Below are 16,427 nucleotides of genomic sequence, written 5' to 3'. Positions count from 1 at the left end.
TAAAAAAGGCTTATTGGTTTAAGTTTTTCTTTTTCAAAATTGTCCAGATAAGTATTGCAAAAATAAGGGTCAATCCGGAAAATGATTTCTCAAGAATTGTTTTGGCGAATAGATTACCAATTGTATTCAGAATAAAAATGACAACGAAAATCCATAGTATTATGTCAATTATTTTTTTATTAAATGTGGTCCTTATGTAGTCTGCTTTTATAAGTATTACAAGTCCCAGAAATAAATTAATCAGGATTGAAATGGTTTCAAATACATACATTTCAGAGTCACTCTGTAAGCGTCCTCCCCAGGCAATATCATAAGGAATAGCCTTGAAGATTATAGTTAAATGAAAGAGCATTACTGCTACAAGCAATCCTAATAAGATGTTAATTGCAGTTTTGATATTCATATATTGTGTTCTTTCATTTTGTCACAAGCTTCCTACTTCCTCAACTCTTCCTCTGCTTTCTCTTTAAACTTACCTTTCATTTCCACTAACTCGAGATACACCTTCTTTGCTTTTTCCTTTTGTCCAATAGCTGTATAGCTCTTTGCAAGATACCAACGAGCTTCTTCGTAATTAGGATCTGATTGTTTTACATTCAGGAATTGTACACTTGCGTTCTTATACTCTCCTTTGTTATATAAGCTCAGTCCATTATCAAAGCTGGTTTGCATGCTATTTCCGTCTGCTATAAAAACAGAATCCTGCATTGCAACATCTGCTGTTAATACATCTGTTTTCTTTTTAGATTTCAGGGGTTTAGATTTGATTGATTCCGATTCTATGGCAATCTCTTTTTTGAATTCGCTGTTAATTGATTCGTCTTGTGCTTTGTTATCCATCAAAGCTTCGGATAGCTTATCAGCCTCTTGTTTAGCCGGGACAGAAGATGCATTAGGCTTCTCTGTAATAACCTCTTCCTCCTGAATTTCACTAATAACCGCATTTCCTTCTTGGTGAATCTCTTCAGCCTTACTTGGCACCAAAGCTTCTTCATTTATCGGTACTTCAGAATTCAGAATACCATCCGAGTATACTGGAGCCTGGGGCGACTGCTCTTTTTGTAATGGAGCTATAGCTATAATGCTGTCGGCATTTACAATATCAATATTTTTATCATTTGAATTTACTTCGGATTTTTTAACAGATGCCACCGGATGATCTTTTGTCCATTTCTGCTGTATGATAAAGAATATGCCACCACCAAGCAGCAGTAATCCTGTAATTGCCGCTGCTATCATTGACCAGTTAAAATTCTTTTTAGCAGGAAGATCTTTCAATGCATAAGTCTTAGCTTCATCTATACTGGCTTTTTCTTTACGACGCATAGGTGCGGCGGCTGCAGGCATTGCCATTTCAAAGCTTACACTTTCTTCTTCCAGTACCGCTTCTTTTTTGCTGAAGTCAGAAGATTCGTCAAGGCTAAATTCAGGTTCCTGTAAGCTGGCACTTAATAATATCTGAGATTCCAAGTGGTTTACCTCATCGATTGAAGCTATGATATTTCTCGCATTATCTTCAATGCTTAGAGACAAGCCATCCATTGCTTCGTTGCAGAACTCACACTGAAGCGTATGTCTTTCTACATGGTTTCTTTCTTTATTGGAAAGCCGATCATGTATGTAGTCCATCATAACGTCCAAAGAGAGGCATTTATCTTCCTTCGAAAATATTTTGGTTGGGTCAGCCATCTATCCTCCTTTCCATGCAATTCTTCAGATTGCGTTTTCCATTCTGAATAAAGCTTTTTACTTCGTTTGAGGTATATCCTGTATTTGCCTCAATTTCCCTATAGCATTTCTCCTGAAGGAAAAACAATTCAATGCATTTTCGCTGTTGCTCTATCAATTTTTCCATACAGTCATCCAGTTTCAGCAGATCTGTTTCTTTATCGTCTTCAGATGATAGATGCAAAACGTAATCGTTTTTCATAATCAGGTCCGGGATTTTTTCATTTTCCGAGGTTTTTTTTCGTAAAATCATCAAGCAGTGATTTTTTGAAACGGAAAATAACCAGGACTTGAAATTGCTTATTTCGTGCTTTTTAAGGTCTTCTATAAGTTTCTCAAAAATAGTCATTACAGCATCTCTGCTATCTTCTTCCTCCTTGAGGTACTTCATACAAAGACCGAACACCAGGTGGGTATATCGACTGAATAATGCGGCTGCCAGGGAGATATCTGCTGACTCCTTATATAAAAGGAGCAACTCCTGGTCGTTGAGCTCTGAACGCATTTCCTTATCGCCGATTCGCATGTAACAAAATAACTTCTTAAACTTTCAAATACCAAGCTTTTGATTTCAAATTCCCATCCGGTTAAAGACCTCACCTTAAATCCCTCTACTGAAAGAGAGGGACTTTAATGTGTTTGTTATTGGCCACATTAGCTTTAAAATCATATATTTTTTTTCGTCGACTGTTCCCTTCTCCTTCAGGACATGGGTTAGGGATGAGGTCATTTTACTTAAATTCAATACGTTTAAAAATATTTTTAAAATTTTTTATTCCGGGTTATGGAATTTTTCCTGCCTCTGCATCTATAGAGAAATTTAACTTTTAAGGATAAAATCTATGAACCCAAAGTATCAAAAATTAATTCCGCTATTCAGCCTGATTGCCGGATTAGGTGTTACTGGTTTTTCAATTGGCTCTGCTTTAAACAAGCCTCTTAATTTTAACGGATGGATAGAGCGTTTAATGCACCAGATGGCAACTTTTAATTCCAATCATCCGGAAGAAAGAGTGTATTTGCATATTGATAAACCTTTTTATAAACCAGGAGAAAGCATCTGGTTTAAGGCGTATGTCCGTAAGGGGTCCGATATGACTGCGAGCAGTATCAGCGATATTTTACATGTTGAACTGATTAACCCTAAAGGAAGTATTGAGAAGCATTTAGAACTTGTTTGTAAAAAGGGGATAGCGCAAGGGGATTTTCAGTTGGGTGAAAATGCAGCCGGAGGTATATATAAAGTAAAGGCCTACACCAATTGGCAAAAGAATGAAACCGAAGCTTTGTTGTTTGAAAAAGAACTGACTGTTCAGAATGTTATTCTTCCTTCTATACTTTTAAAATTGGACTATGATAAAAAAGCATTTGGTCCTGGAGATCTTGTGAGTGCTACTGCAGAGATAAAAGCTGTAAACAATACACCACTAGCCCTTAAGGATCTGAAATACATTGTGCAACTGGATGGTAAAAACTTCTTAGAGACTAAAGGAAGAACTGATGCCGATGGAGTCCTTGCTCTTTCATTCAGGTTACCCAAAGAACTGACGAGCAATGATGGTTTGCTGAACATACTTATAGAACATGAGGGGAAAACAGAATCTATTTCAAGATCTATTCCTATCGAGTTAAACACTATCGACCTTAGTTTCTATCCGGAGGGAGGTGATATGCTCGCTGGTTTTCAATCAAGAATCGCTTTCAAAGGACTCAACAGTTTCCATAAGCCTGCCGACGTAGAAGGATACGTGGCGGATTCAAAAGGAAAGAAAGTTGCGACCTTCAGCAGTTATCATCAGGGCATGGGAGCGTTTAGTATGAAGCCTGAAGATGGTGAAATATATACTGCCCACATCACCAAGCCGACAGGAATAAATACAACCTATCAATTGCCCGAAGCTGCACATAGAGGATATGCTTTAAGTGTATCTGAAAATATAAAGGATAAGATCACTTTAGAGTTATCATCTACTGAAAAGGAAGAGCTGACAGTTATTGGTACCATTCGTGATAAGGTAGTGTATAATGGGAAATCCAATGGCACTTCTGTTAGCAAACTTATTGTTGCTACGAATGATTTTCCAATGGGAGTAGTTCGCTTCACTTTATTTGATAGTAAAGGGTTTGAAAGAGCAGAGAGACTGGCATTTGTGAACAGAGACAAGCAGTTGAAAATTTCTCTGACTACTGATAAGGAGAAATATCAGCCAAGAGAAAAAGTAAAGCTAAACCTGAAAGTGACAGATGAAAGAGGGATCGCCATGCCTGGCAACTTTTCTATTGCTGTGGTAGATGAAAAATTACTTTCATTTGCTGATGATCGTTCTGGGAACCTGCTATCTAAGTTATTTCTTGAAGCAGATATCAAAGGAAAAGTGGAAGAACCTGCTTTTTATTTTAACAACAAAGAAGCAAAGTCGGAACAGGCGATGGATTATCTGATGCTTACTTCCGGTTATAGAAGATTTACCTGGAAACAAATTGTAAACAATGAACTTCCTGAAATAGCTTACCAGGCAGAAAAGGCAATACTTGCAGGAAGTGTCATTGATGCCTATGAAGGTAAACCTTTGGCTAATGCTATCATTGAGGTACAAGGTAAAACGGTTCGTACAAATTCTGACAGCAACGGAAGGTTTACACTTCCCTTTGTTGATCTTAGTGAGATAGCTACGCTGAAGGTGACGGCAAATGGTTATTCTCCTTTCATCACGCAATTATATCAATACAGCGATAACATCCAATGTTACCTTTATAGTAATCGCGTTCATTATTATGAGCGTGTTCCGGCACCAGCGGCAAACAACATGGAAGCGGTAAGAGCAGAGCGCCCAAGAAAAGCAAGAGCTATTTTGGAGGATGCTGTGGCGAATGAAGAAAATGTAATGGGCGAAGAAATGGTAATGGAAGAGAAGGTAGTAATGGCAGATAAAGCAATAGTGGGGAAACCCAATGTTGCGGAAGTTATGGAAGGACAGTTGAAGGAAATTAATGCAGAAGTAATGTTTGATGCCGACACCATTTTTGATGGGAGATTTGATTTAAAGAAAAAGATGGCTATGCCTCAGCCACTTCCTTTGGTTGCAAGATATTACAGAGCAAGACAGTTTCCTGCAGTCTCTTATGAAAATCAACCGGCACCGGAAATTAGGACTGATTTCAGAAGTACCATCTATTGGAATGGAATGGTGGAAACAGACAGAAATGGTAAAGCAACATTAGAGTTCTTCAATAGCGATGAGGTAAGTTCTTATAGAATTACACTGGAAGGAATTTCTGATGATGGTACAGCTGGAAGAGGGGAGCAACTTTACTACACTCAATTACCATTCAGTATGGCTGCCAAATGCCCTGCAGATCTAATAAGCGGGGATAAGGTAAGTATTCCTGTTACGTTGAAGAATAATACTATGGCAATGCTCAAAGGTGCGCTTGTGGTAAATGTTCCTTCAAATTTAAAATTACATACTGTATTAAACTCAGACATTACTATTGCTGCCAATGCTGCAAAGACTATAGAGTTAGAGTTCGAAGTACTATCTGTTACCGGAAAAGATAAATTAATGATTGCATTTGCAGGGAAGGGATTTAAAGATGCCTTCGAGCAGGAAATCAATGTTCAGGCTAAGGGCTTTCCGATGACTATCTCTTTATCAGGTAAAGATGTTGAAAAGGAATTCAATGTCGCAGTGAAACATATGGTTCCTGGTTCCATGAAAGCTCAGCTTGTGGCTTATCCATCTTTAATGACAGACTTACTAAAAGGTATAGAGTCTATTATCAGAGAACCTTATGGATGTTTTGAGCAAACATCTACAAGTAACTATCCGAATCTTTTAATAAAAAGATATCTGATGGAAATGAACGAAGTTTCAGAAGCTAGTGGCAAGAAGTTTAAAGCTCCTGCAAATCTGGAAGCTAACCTTGATAAAGGATATGCCAAATTGATCTCTTATGAAACTCCGGAAAAAGGATATGAGTGGTTTGGAGGTACTCCTGCACATGAAGCACTGACTGCTTATGGACTGATGCAATTCAATGATATGAAACAGGTTTACAGCAAAGTGGATCAGGCAATGATTGACAGAACCGCCAACTGGTTGTTGGGTAGAAGAGATGGTAAAGGTGGATTTAAGAAAAGTGCTCAGGCACTGGACCAATTTGGTAGAGCTACAGACGATATTACCAACGCATACATTGTTTATGCTTTATCTGAAGCTGGCTATAAAGACATCATGAAAGAAGCAGACCACGCATATGACATTGCTCTGAAATCTAAAGATGCATATCAACTTGCTTTAGCAGCTAATACTATGTTTAACCTGAATGAAGGTAAAAAAGCTGAAAGAGCTGTGGCTATGCTGCAAGCAATGCAGCTGAAGGATGGCAGCTGGCCAGGATCAATTCATTCTATTACCTGTTCAACTGGTCAGTCATTATTTGTGGAAACGACTTCACTTGCTGTAATGGCTTTATTGAAGGAAGGGCAGAAGAAAGAGAAGTTAATTCTGGATGGAGTTAAATATCTGGTAAGTGCAAGATCTGCACATGGAGGTTTTGCCTCTACGCAAGGAACAGTACTTGCTTTGAAAGCGCTTACTTCATATAGTATTCATGCCAAGAAAACTTCCGAAGATGGAACCATCATCGTTTACATAGATGGAAAAAATGTAGGGACGAAAGAATACAAAGCAGGAGACTCAGGTGAGATTAGTATTGCAGGATTAGAGTCTTATCTGAAGGAAGGTAATCATGAAGTGAAAGTGAAGTACGCTGGTGTTAAAGAACCACTTCCATATACTCTAGGTATTAATTATAGCACTACACTGCCTCCTTCCAGCAAAGAGTGCAAAGTAAGCATAGATACAAAGCTAATGGAAGGAAATGTTCGTGTAGGAGAAACAAACAGACTTACAGCTGTCATCTCCAACAAAACAAATGAGGGACTTCCTATGACAATGGGTATTGTCGGACTTCCTTCCGGAATGTCTGCACAGCCTTGGCAACTCAAAGAACTGCTTGAAAAGAAGCAGGTAGACTTCTATGAAATCAGAGGAAACTTTGTATACCTTTATTTCAGACAGATGGCTCCTAAAGAAGTGAAGACCATTCATCTTGATCTGAAGGCTGAGATTCCGGGAACATATGAATCTCCTGCATCCAGTGCTTATCTGTATTATACCAATGAATTCAAGAGTTGGCAAGAACCTGTAAAGGTTTCCATAGTGCAGTAATACTTAACGATCAAAAAAACTGACGGCTTCGTCAGTTTTTTTGATTGATTATTTGAAAAGGGATTTACTTTAAGCTTTTACCTCAAAATTATGACCTCAAAGCTCCGATGTTTGACCTTTTACCTCAAAATTATGACCCCAAAGCTCCGGCATTTGACCTTTTACCTCGAAATTATGAGTTCAAAGCTCCGGCATTTGACCTTTTAGCTCGAAATTATGACCTCAAAGCTTCGGCGTTTGACCTTTTACCTCGAAAATGTAACCTTAAAGCTCCGACGTTTGAGCTTTTACCTCGAAAATGTGAGTTCAAAGCTCCGGCGTTTGACCTTTTACCTCGAAATTATGACCTTAAAACTCCGGCGTTGGAGTTCTTTAGCTCGAAAATATGACCTCAAAGCTCCGATGTTTGAGCTTTTTACCTCGGAATTATGACTTAAAAGCTTTGACCTTCGAGCTTTTTACCTCGAAAGTATGACCAACACTCTGCTTTCAGATTTCTGAATTTCCCAAAGTAACGTTATTTTTACCTTTCATTTACTAAATCACAGATCAATGAACATAGATTGGAAAACCGCAAAAGAATACGAAGATATTACTTATAAGAAATCAGGTGGAGTGGCACGTATTGCTTTTAACAGACCTAATGTAAGAAATGCCTTCAGACCAAAAACCACTTCAGAACTGTACGATGCTTTCTATGATGCTTATGAAGATGCGTCTATAGGTGTTGTACTTCTTTCTGCTGAAGGTCCTTCAACAAAAGATGGTGTGTATTCATTTTGTAGCGGTGGAGATCAGAAAGTAAGAGGCGATAAAGGATATGTAGGTGAGGATGGTCGTCACAGACTTAATATACTCGAAGTTCAAAGACTTATTCGTTTCATGCCGAAAGTTGTGATTGCCGTAGTTCCAGGCTGGGCAGTAGGTGGGGGGCATAGTCTTCATGTCGTTTGTGATCTTACTTTAGCAAGTAAAGAACATGCAATCTTTAAACAAACTGATGCCGATGTAACAAGCTTCGACGGTGGATATGGATCTGCATATCTTGCGAAGATGGTTGGACAGAAAAAAGCAAGAGAAATATTTTTCCTTGGACGCAACTATAGTGCTCAGGAAGCTTTTGATATGGGCATGGTCAATGCTGTAATTCCTCATGCTGAATTGGAGAGCACTGCTTATCAATGGGCACAAGAGATTCTTGAAAAATCTCCGACTTCTATCAAGATGCTAAAGTTTGCCATGAACCTGACTGATGACGGTATGGTAGGGCAGCAGATATTTGCTGGAGAAGCTACTCGTTTAGCCTACATGACAGATGAAGCTAAAGAAGGACGTAATGCCTTTCTTGAAAAACGTAAACCTGAGTTTGATAAAAAAGGATATGGGCCTTGTTAATATTTCTTGTAATATATGAGGTAATCTGTATGAAAGTATAAAGGCACCTGGAATATTATAGACTATTTTGCTATTACAAATCTTTTCTAGTCAAAATGATAATGGCACATGCATCCGCTTTCTTATTTTAGTAATGGGAGATAGTTAGTGAAATGAGTAAAGCGGATGCTATAATATTATAGGTTTATGTAAGGATACATGATCAACTTTTTATAAACAACCTATATTTTTAATATTATAAAAAAATCAAGATGAGCAAATTTAATAAGGTACTTTTTTTAATTTTTTTGAGTTTTAAAATTGGAATGGTTTTTTCGCAACAAACTGATGATAGTTTAACAATAGCTCCCAACCCTTTTACTGAAAAAGCAACAATACATTTCTATATTGATAAAACAGATACTATCTCTTTGAATGTTTATAACATGCTGGGAGTTAAAGTTAAGACAATCTATGAATCTGAAGTATTGCAAAGTGGCTCATATGATAATGTAATATTGGGAGAATCATTGATTGAAGGTGTTTATATAGTTATATTAGAAATTGGCTCAAAGTCGATTGGAGCAAAGTTTGTTAAAATTGGCAGCATAACAACAGGTTTATTAAATACAGACAGTAAAAATGAACTATTGGTATTCCCCAACCCGACAAGCGATCTTTTGCAGCTTCAGTTTAAAGGGCCAAAAACAATTGTTTTGACAGACATGAATGGTGGGATAGTAAAATCATTAAAGACTAATCAGACAGTTATTTCAATTAGTGAATTAAAGTCAGGAGAATACTTAGTGATCTTAATGAATGAAGAAGGACAGATATTGACTAAGCAGAAAATAGTGAAAATCTAAAGCTTTTTACCTTCTCTCAAAATCAATAATGAAAACATATGCGAAAAAATATTTACTCTGATTCTTCAGTATCGATAATACTCAACGCAGTAGCTTTCCTGTTTCTATTAACACTAGTAGCTTCCTGCAAGCCGAAGACAGCTGAGGTAAGCATAAGCAACGAAATTATAGGCAGCTCCAAAGTAGTACTTGATGACACCTTGTTATTAAGAATTCTTCCCGAATCTCTAAAATACTCCACCATATTATTATCTGTAGGCATGCATTCTTATACCATTAACGGTGGTGAAAAGAAAAATTTTGAGGTAACAGAGGAAGGCGGTATCCTTAATTTAGGTAGACAGGAGTTTGTGATCTTTCCTATCACCTATACTAACACCACAAGTGAGGATGTTAATCATGCAATTGTCGCTGCAAATTACCCCATACTCCTGGCTGATTCATTAGTAGTGTATAATAAAGATGTGGCCAACTCTCAGGCAGAACTGATACAATTACTGCAGAATGAAAATGCTAAAGATTTTCTTAACAGGGATTTAATCAAAGTGCCTGCTGATCAATTGTTCATTAGCAAATCATGGGACTTTGACCTGGATCAAAATCCTACGGACAGTATTTCTGTTAAAGTAGAAAGTAAAAATACAAAGACGCATGGCTTCAGAAGTAAAATAACAGATACAAAAACCTTTTTGATGTATTCAAAGCTTTTAGATGAATACAAAGTAGAACGAGTTGAGAATAAGCAGCAATTGGAGGAATTGTTAAAGAAATCGGAAGAGGAGTAATAATTTGCAAATGATGTAATCAGACATTGCTAACAGGTATCTTAATTTTTAAACGACATAAATGATCCGAATTTTTTCGCTTACTTTTTGTGTTCTTTTTTCTTTCGCCGTATTCGGTCAATCCCGCCTTCCTTATATAAAAAGGATGTCCAAACTAATAGAGAAGAAGGAATTCGAAAAGGTACTTACGCTTTTAACGAAGATTCAATACAAGCACGGGAATTCTCCATATACTTATGACAGGCGAGGGTATTATAGGACAAATCCTGATTTGTATTATTATAGATTAAAAGCACGGTTTGAAATATTTAAAAGAGATAGTAGCGAAGCTGCATTAAAGGAGGCAATGAAAGACTTTGCACATGCACATAGAGTTTCGAAAGATTATGTATTGAAGAAAGATAGTTCTTTGTACAGAGAATTACATGACTTGATTGCTTCAAAAGCTGAACATGCTCTTACATTACATAAGTTGATGATTGCAGAACAATATAGCCACTTTCTGGCAGTGGCCTTTGAAGATACCATTCCTGCTTATCGCAAGATTTATATACCCTTGTATGATGTTCATAAAATGTTTTCTGCTTCAGAACTGGATAGCTTTGCAAGACAGGAGCCTACCTTTCAGATTCTCACTGTTCGTGAACTGGCTGAGTATCTGACAAAAGGTTTAACAACCGATGAAGAGAAAGCCTGGGTTATCTATTTGTGGATCTGCACGCATATACATTATAATCACCTGGCATATGAGGTTAATCAGACTATTGATCCAACAGCTCTGACCACAATATATAAGCGATTAACAATGTGTTCCGGATATGCCAATCTTTTTCTGGAACTTTGTAATTATTCTGGATTAAAGGCTGTAATGATAAGTGGAATGGCTTTGGGAGGAAAGTATAATAAATGGGAAGGGCATGCTTACAATGCTGTTTTCCTCAATGGAAAATGGAGGTTAATAGATAGTACCTGGGGAGCAGGTTCCAATGATTATAAAAAATATTTTTGTGCTGATCCGAAAGAATTCAGTAAAACTCATACACCTTTTGATTCTCAATATCTTTTTCTGGATCAGTGAAATTGTGATTGCATGAGATACCTGAATTGTAGCGTCCTGAGACTAATTGAGAGTAACTTCTTCAATTTTTCGTGATATCTGCAATCTTTCATATATAGCAACATTTCCCATCAGTAAAAGCATACCATAGAAAGTATCTTCAACAGGAATTGTAAGCATACGAATCCCTAAATTCTCATTGTTGTCATACCATACTATCGGATGCTCAAGGCCGGTTCCAGTGAGTATACCATTTACTATAAAAAACGGAATAAGTAAAAATGCGAAAGCCAGATAAAAGGAAGCTATCCAGTCTCCTTTGTATATAAATACAACAAGTAACAGGAAAAACGCCAGACCAATAAATGATACACTTGTATAAAGTTTATCATAGTGTATACCACCTATGATTATTAAAATCCATATTAATATGCCTGTGATCTGCCTATACGGAAGGTTAGGTGAAGGAAAAAATATCCTGAAGCAATGATAACTATATATACTGGCAAAAGGGATACAGATAAAAAACATTATTTCCTCAATAGGTAAATTCATTACATAATATCCAGTGAGGTAAGTTGGATTAAATCCCCATACTCCGAGGTGAGTATAATACATATCCCATAGAATGAAAAGGCTACTTACCACCATATTGCCTCCCAAGAAATAACGCCACTTTTTGTAGAACTGAAGCCTGGGATGAAAACTGAAAAGAAAGGGGATTAGCACTGATCCCAGGTTTATTAATAAATAAGTATATTTAGTTGGCATGTTGTTTTGCTTCTTTAAAATATTTTATTGGTACCCAAAGCATACCAAAACATTCTCCATCTTCTTTGGCCATGTGTTTGTGGTGCACTTTGTGCGCTTTACGTATGGCTTTCAGATATGCGAAGTTTGTCTTTTTTAACCATTTTATTCTTTGATGGATAAATATGTCATGTATAATGAAGTATGTAAATCCATATAGTGTGATGCCTGATGCAATCCAGAAGTATATTGATAGTTCTTTAAAGCCTATCAGGAAGCAGATTATAGCCGGAGTCGCGAACAACAAAAAGAAAAAATCATTGTGCTCTATAGCGCTTCCTCCGGGACGATGATGGTCTTTATGAAATATCCAGAGAAAGCCATGCATAATGTATTTATGGGCCAGCCAGGCTATGGCCTCCATAGATACAAAAGAGATGATTAAAATAAGGATGTTAAAATACATTTTTAACTAATTTATATGTAGATGTTACATTAAAGTCTTTAGATAACAGTATTATAAACGAAGTCGATGAAAGCATATCTACTCCCTGTCAGCGATTTGATTTTCTATTTTTGATTGTAGTATTGAAAGGCATATTTATAACAAAGTTTAAACCACTCCGTGAACAACTCAGGTGTAGTAATCAGTTTGTTTTCGATTTCTTCCAACGAATGGTATGTGAAATCCATCACCTCATCAGGGGCGGGATCGGGAGAGAGGTCTGAACTACCCACATATACATGATCATATTCATGTTCGACAAGTCCGTTTTCAAATTCCGCCCGATAGGTAAAGTGAAATGCTTCCTGAAGATTTGCTTCTATACCCATTTCTTCATTTAGCCTCCGTATGGCAGCATTTAATGTTGTCTCTCCCGGATAAGGATGGCTGCAGGCTGTGTTGGTCCATAATCCTCCGGAGTGGTACTTGGTTTTTGATCTTTGTTGTAAAAGCAGTTTCCCTTCCGAATTGAACAGGAAGACAGATACAGCCCTGTGAAGCAAACCTTTTTGATGAGCTTCGAGCTTGTCCATCAGTCCTACTTCCTGATCATGACTATTTACCAGAATAATTTGATTCATGATTATAAAATATTGAACTGACTTCTTATGTAACACTGAAACATTAACCCCAGCTTATTAATGTTGGGAATGCGAATACGTTGCTGTAAAATTGTTTCCGCAGGTAAAGATTTGATTTTTCTAAATAAAGCCTTGTAGTATATAAAGGCAAGATATACCCCTGTTTTAGAATAGGAAGGTAATAGTTTAATGCCTATCAATGCATGGTTGAAGTCTTTTTCAATATCCTTTTCGATATTCATCTTTATTGTTTTGTCAAAAGATTGCATATCAATATCAGGAAAGTACGTACGGCCGAGTTGTATATAATCGGTGTGTATATCTCGGAGGAAATTAATTTTCTGGAAGGCAGAGCCAAGACTCATAGCATAGGGTTTTAACTGGTTATAAAGGCTTGTGTCATTTTGTACAAAAACGCGCAGGCACATCAATCCTACAACTTCTGCAGATCCCAAGATATACTGCTTGTAAGCGTCCTCTGTATATTCTCTTTGTTCCAGATCCATTTCCATACTTTTTAGGAACGTATCTATTAATTCCCATTCAATATTGTATTCATGCACTACCTGTTGAAAGGAGTTTAATATGGGATTTAAACTGATCCTGTCCTCTAAGGCCTTGACAGTATCTTTGCGAAAACACTCCATTAAGTCTTTCTTTGGATACTCATGAAAGGAGTCAACAATTTCATCAGCAAACCTAACAAAGCCATATAAAGAATAAATGGGCCGATGTAAATCTTTACCTAAAAAACGAATGCCTAACGAGAAGCTTGTACTATAGCTCTGTGTTGTCAATTTACTGCACTTGGCAGATACATCATCGAAAAGCTGTTTCATATATTTATCCGTAATGATTTTAATAATTCTGTTGCTGCAACCTGACCTGATATGATTGAAGGTGGAACTCCGGGGCCCGGAACAGTGAGTTGACCTGTATAATAAAAGTTTTGTATGTGTTTGTTTTTAATTTTTGGTTTAAGATTAGCTGTTTGCATTAATGTATTGGCTAATCCATAGGCATTTCCTTTGTAGGAGTTATAGTCAGATTTAAAATCCTCAACACAATAGCTTCTCTTATAAACTATATGTTCGCGGACAGGCACACCGGTAAATTTTTCAAGTCGGGTTAATAATTTTACAAAGTAAGATTCTCTCTTTTCTTCACTATCTTCTATGTCTGGTGCTATCGGCATGAGTATGAAAAGATTCTCCATTCCTGAAGGTGCAACATCAGGATCTGTTTTCGAAGGGCAACAAACATAAAATAATGGTTGATCAGGCCATTCTGGTTTTTCATAAATAGCCCGGGCATGATCATCAAAGTCTGCATCAAAGAACAAGTTATGATGCTCAAGCCTTGGAAGTTTTCTGTTAACTCCTATATAAAACAGCAGAGATGATGGAGCAAAGGTTTTCTTTTGCCAGTATTGTTCAGCGTAATTCCTGTCTTCCTGATTCAGAAGTTTTTGTTCAACATGATGATAGTCGGCGCTGGCAATAATACCATCAACCTGCAGCAATCGTTTTGAAGTTTTAATATCAATGCCATATCCCAAACCTTGGGTTACAGATTCAACAGCTTCATTTACATAAAATTTTACACCTCTCTGTGCACCCGCTTGCTGCATAGCATCCGTCACTTTTTTTAATCCACCCATAGGATAAAATGTGCCCTGATACAATCCTGCATAATTCATCAAACTGTATAGCGCCGGAGTATCTTTAGGCATTGCGCCGAGAAACAATACCGGGAACTCCATTAATGCTATTATTTTTTTGTTTGAAAAATATTTCCGCACATGAGCACTGTATGAAGAAAATAACTGCAGGCGAAATACTCCTTTAATAGTATCCTTTGTCAGCAGCTCCCAGACAGACAGGCCTGGCTTATATACCAGCTTTTTGATACCGACTTCATATTTGTATGCAGCCTCCTTCATAAACTCTTTTAACCTTTCTGCGGCGCCTGCTTCAATATTTTCAATCATCTCAAGCAAGTTATCCCAACAAGCCGGAATTTTCATGATTTCATTATTACTGGTGATAATCTGAAAGCCAGGATCCAGTTTTTTTAATTCGTAAAAATCAGATGTTTTATGTCCAAGATTTTCAAAGAATGTATCAAACACATCAGGCATCCAATACCAGCTGGGTCCCATATCAAAAGTAAATCCCTCGGCTTTGTGCTGACGCATGCGGCCTCCGATCTCATTATTTTTTTCAAATACCAAAACATTCTGACCTTTCGATGCCAGGTATGCTGCGGCACTCAGACCACTAATGCCTGATCCTATAATGGCTATGGTTTTCATGGTTTGTCAGATTGTATGAGTTGAAGAAGATGGTCTATGTCTTTTATATATCTGTGGTCCTTTGGAAGTTGAATGGATTGGAATAATGTTTCAGACATTGAAACACATTTTGTTATCTCAGGAAAGTCATGGTTCATACCAGATATCAGATCCTGAACGGTTTCCGAGCTATAATACCTTACTATGAAATACTGCATGTAGTCAGGTTTGATTTTTTCAATAACAGTTTTCAGATTGTAGTAAGGAACCCGTTGTCCCAGGTAAATAACACGATAATTATTAGCTCTGAGAATGTAGCTGGATAAAAGAAGTCCTAGTTCATGGTCTTCTTCTTCGGGAAGAAACAATAGCCATGTTTTAGATCCATGAGGAGCAGGAGGTAACGCATCAATGGAGTGATATAACTTTTGCTTGACAAGATTTGAAATAAAGTGTTCCTGTGCTGGAATCAGTTCTGTTTTGCCCCAGAGTAAACCTATTTTTACCAACATAGGATAAATCACTTTTTCATAAGTGGCAATCATTCCATAATGATTTATTGATTCCTGAAATATTCTTTGAAAAGAGTGTTCATCAAAGTCAATCGCGACTGAGATCAACCTGTCTACCAGTAATTTTGTTTTGATATCGTCGGTTGACTCATCCGTTAAATCTTCAACCATTTTGTAAATGGCCGCATTATCCAGTTTGCAAATTTTGGATATTTTATATCCGTTGCGAACCAATAGAGCTATCTGAATGAATTGCCTGACCTGATCATCATCGTAATACCTTACATTTCCCTCAGAGCGCAGTGGTTTAAGAATTTCATATCGTTGTTCCCATATCCTTATGGTGTGAGCTTTTATCCCACTGAGCTTTTCAAGATCTGAAATTGAATAAACCGACATTTTGTTTAACTTTTTTTAAAAATAGTTAAACAAAATTAGAATTCAAAATGGCTGGATATAATCCTTATCACTTAATGTGAAGGACATTTTTTAACTGCCAGCCTTTTATGCTGGAGGGTAATCATCAGATTGTGAGGAGAAAGAAGGAATATTTTGAAATTTGACTCTGAAAGAGTGTGATTCGAGTCTTTTTGATTGAAAATTGTGTTTTTTGAGTTAAAAATTGATTCTTTTTACCCGAATATTGACTCTTTTAAATCAAATTTTGGCACTTATTTGCTGAAAATTTTGGCTTATAGATTGAAAGTTGAGTCTTTTTTATTGAAAAATTGAATTTTTCATG

The 16,427-nt window shown here is 37.0% G+C and carries 15 protein-coding genes; 6 read left to right on the top strand and 9 right to left on the bottom strand.

The features are described from left to right. Window positions 1–10 precede the first annotated feature (10 nt). The 3 genes from K350_RS0109845 to K350_RS0109835 are packed head-to-tail and all read right to left on the bottom strand — an operon-like array spanning window position 11 to window position 2,254. Window positions 11–403 carry a hypothetical protein gene (locus K350_RS0109845; protein WP_028979767.1) on the bottom strand — a complete coding sequence of 131 codons (393 nt, stop codon included), beginning with the start codon at window positions 401–403 and terminating at the stop codon, window positions 11–13. Window positions 404–435: 32 nt separating this feature from the next. Next, on the bottom strand, window positions 436–1,689 hold the full coding sequence (locus K350_RS0109840; protein WP_028979766.1) for a tetratricopeptide repeat protein: 1,254 nt from the start codon (window positions 1,687–1,689) through the stop codon (window positions 436–438). After that, window positions 1,682–2,254 carry an RNA polymerase sigma factor gene (locus K350_RS0109835; protein ID WP_028979765.1) on the bottom strand — a complete coding sequence of 191 codons (573 nt, stop codon included), beginning with the start codon at window positions 2,252–2,254 and terminating at the stop codon, window positions 1,682–1,684. Before K350_RS0109835 ends, K350_RS0109840 begins: the two co-directional genes overlap by 8 nt. A 316-nt stretch (window positions 2,255–2,570) precedes the next feature. Between K350_RS0109835 and K350_RS0109830 the strand changes: the two genes are divergently transcribed. From K350_RS0109830 to K350_RS0109800, 6 genes are all read left to right on the top strand, one after another. Then, window positions 2,571–6,962: an MG2 domain-containing protein gene (locus tag K350_RS0109830; RefSeq protein ID WP_028979764.1), complete on the top strand. Its 4,392-nt coding sequence runs from the start codon at window positions 2,571–2,573 to the stop codon at window positions 6,960–6,962. Between the two features lie 107 nt (window positions 6,963–7,069). After that, window positions 7,070–7,351 carry a hypothetical protein gene (locus K350_RS0109825; RefSeq protein ID WP_028979763.1) on the top strand — a complete coding sequence of 94 codons (282 nt, stop codon included), beginning with the start codon at window positions 7,070–7,072 and terminating at the stop codon, window positions 7,349–7,351. A 163-nt stretch (window positions 7,352–7,514) separates the two neighbouring features. Beyond that, a complete protein-coding gene (locus K350_RS0109820) occupies window positions 7,515–8,357 on the top strand; it encodes a 1,4-dihydroxy-2-naphthoyl-CoA synthase (RefSeq protein ID WP_028979762.1) in 843 nt (280 codons plus the stop codon). A gap of 305 nt (window positions 8,358–8,662) precedes the next feature. After that, the gene (locus K350_RS28165; RefSeq protein ID WP_162144157.1) at window positions 8,663–9,202 is read left to right on the top strand and encodes a T9SS type A sorting domain-containing protein; all 540 of its coding nucleotides are present in this window, start codon (window positions 8,663–8,665) and stop codon (window positions 9,200–9,202) included. Between the two features lie 38 nt (window positions 9,203–9,240). Further along, window positions 9,241–9,987, top strand: a complete 747-nt coding sequence (locus tag K350_RS0109805; protein ID WP_156026989.1) for a hypothetical protein — start codon at window positions 9,241–9,243, stop codon at window positions 9,985–9,987. A gap of 145 nt (window positions 9,988–10,132) precedes the next feature. Continuing rightward, a complete protein-coding gene (locus tag K350_RS0109800) occupies window positions 10,133–11,065 on the top strand; it encodes a transglutaminase domain-containing protein (RefSeq protein WP_162144156.1) in 933 nt (310 codons plus the stop codon). Between the two features lie 42 nt (window positions 11,066–11,107). Here K350_RS0109800 and K350_RS0109795 read toward each other — a convergent pair whose 3' ends face one another. The 6 genes from K350_RS0109795 to K350_RS0109770 form a co-directional block, all read right to left on the bottom strand. Further along, the gene (locus K350_RS0109795) at window positions 11,108–11,815 is read right to left on the bottom strand and encodes a lycopene cyclase domain-containing protein (protein WP_028979758.1); all 708 of its coding nucleotides are present in this window, start codon (window positions 11,813–11,815) and stop codon (window positions 11,108–11,110) included. Beyond that, window positions 11,805–12,260 carry a sterol desaturase family protein gene (locus K350_RS0109790; RefSeq protein ID WP_028979757.1) on the bottom strand — a complete coding sequence of 152 codons (456 nt, stop codon included), beginning with the start codon at window positions 12,258–12,260 and terminating at the stop codon, window positions 11,805–11,807. The genes K350_RS0109795 and K350_RS0109790 overlap by 11 nt, the downstream gene beginning before the upstream one ends. A gap of 104 nt (window positions 12,261–12,364) precedes the next feature. Then, window positions 12,365–12,880 carry an isopentenyl-diphosphate Delta-isomerase gene (idi, locus tag K350_RS0109785; RefSeq protein ID WP_037574915.1) on the bottom strand — a complete coding sequence of 172 codons (516 nt, stop codon included), beginning with the start codon at window positions 12,878–12,880 and terminating at the stop codon, window positions 12,365–12,367. A gap of 2 nt (window positions 12,881–12,882) precedes the next feature. Next, window positions 12,883–13,719, bottom strand: coding sequence for a phytoene/squalene synthase family protein (locus K350_RS0109780; protein ID WP_028979755.1), 837 nt, complete (start codon window positions 13,717–13,719; stop codon window positions 12,883–12,885). After that, complete coding sequence (locus K350_RS0109775) at window positions 13,716–15,194, bottom strand: phytoene desaturase family protein (protein WP_028979754.1); 1,479 nt, start codon at window positions 15,192–15,194, stop codon at window positions 13,716–13,718. Before K350_RS0109775 ends, K350_RS0109780 begins: the two co-directional genes overlap by 4 nt. Next, window positions 15,191–16,084, bottom strand: coding sequence for a MerR family transcriptional regulator (locus K350_RS0109770; RefSeq protein WP_028979753.1), 894 nt, complete (start codon window positions 16,082–16,084; stop codon window positions 15,191–15,193). Before K350_RS0109770 ends, K350_RS0109775 begins: the two co-directional genes overlap by 4 nt. Window positions 16,085–16,427 lie beyond the last annotated feature (343 nt).

Source organism: Sporocytophaga myxococcoides DSM 11118, assembly GCF_000426725.1.
Lineage (GTDB): Bacteria > Bacteroidota > Bacteroidia > Cytophagales > Cytophagaceae > Sporocytophaga > Sporocytophaga myxococcoides.
The sequence above is the reverse complement of the archived record's forward strand: the minus strand, read 5'-3'. Positions and strand labels throughout refer to the sequence as shown.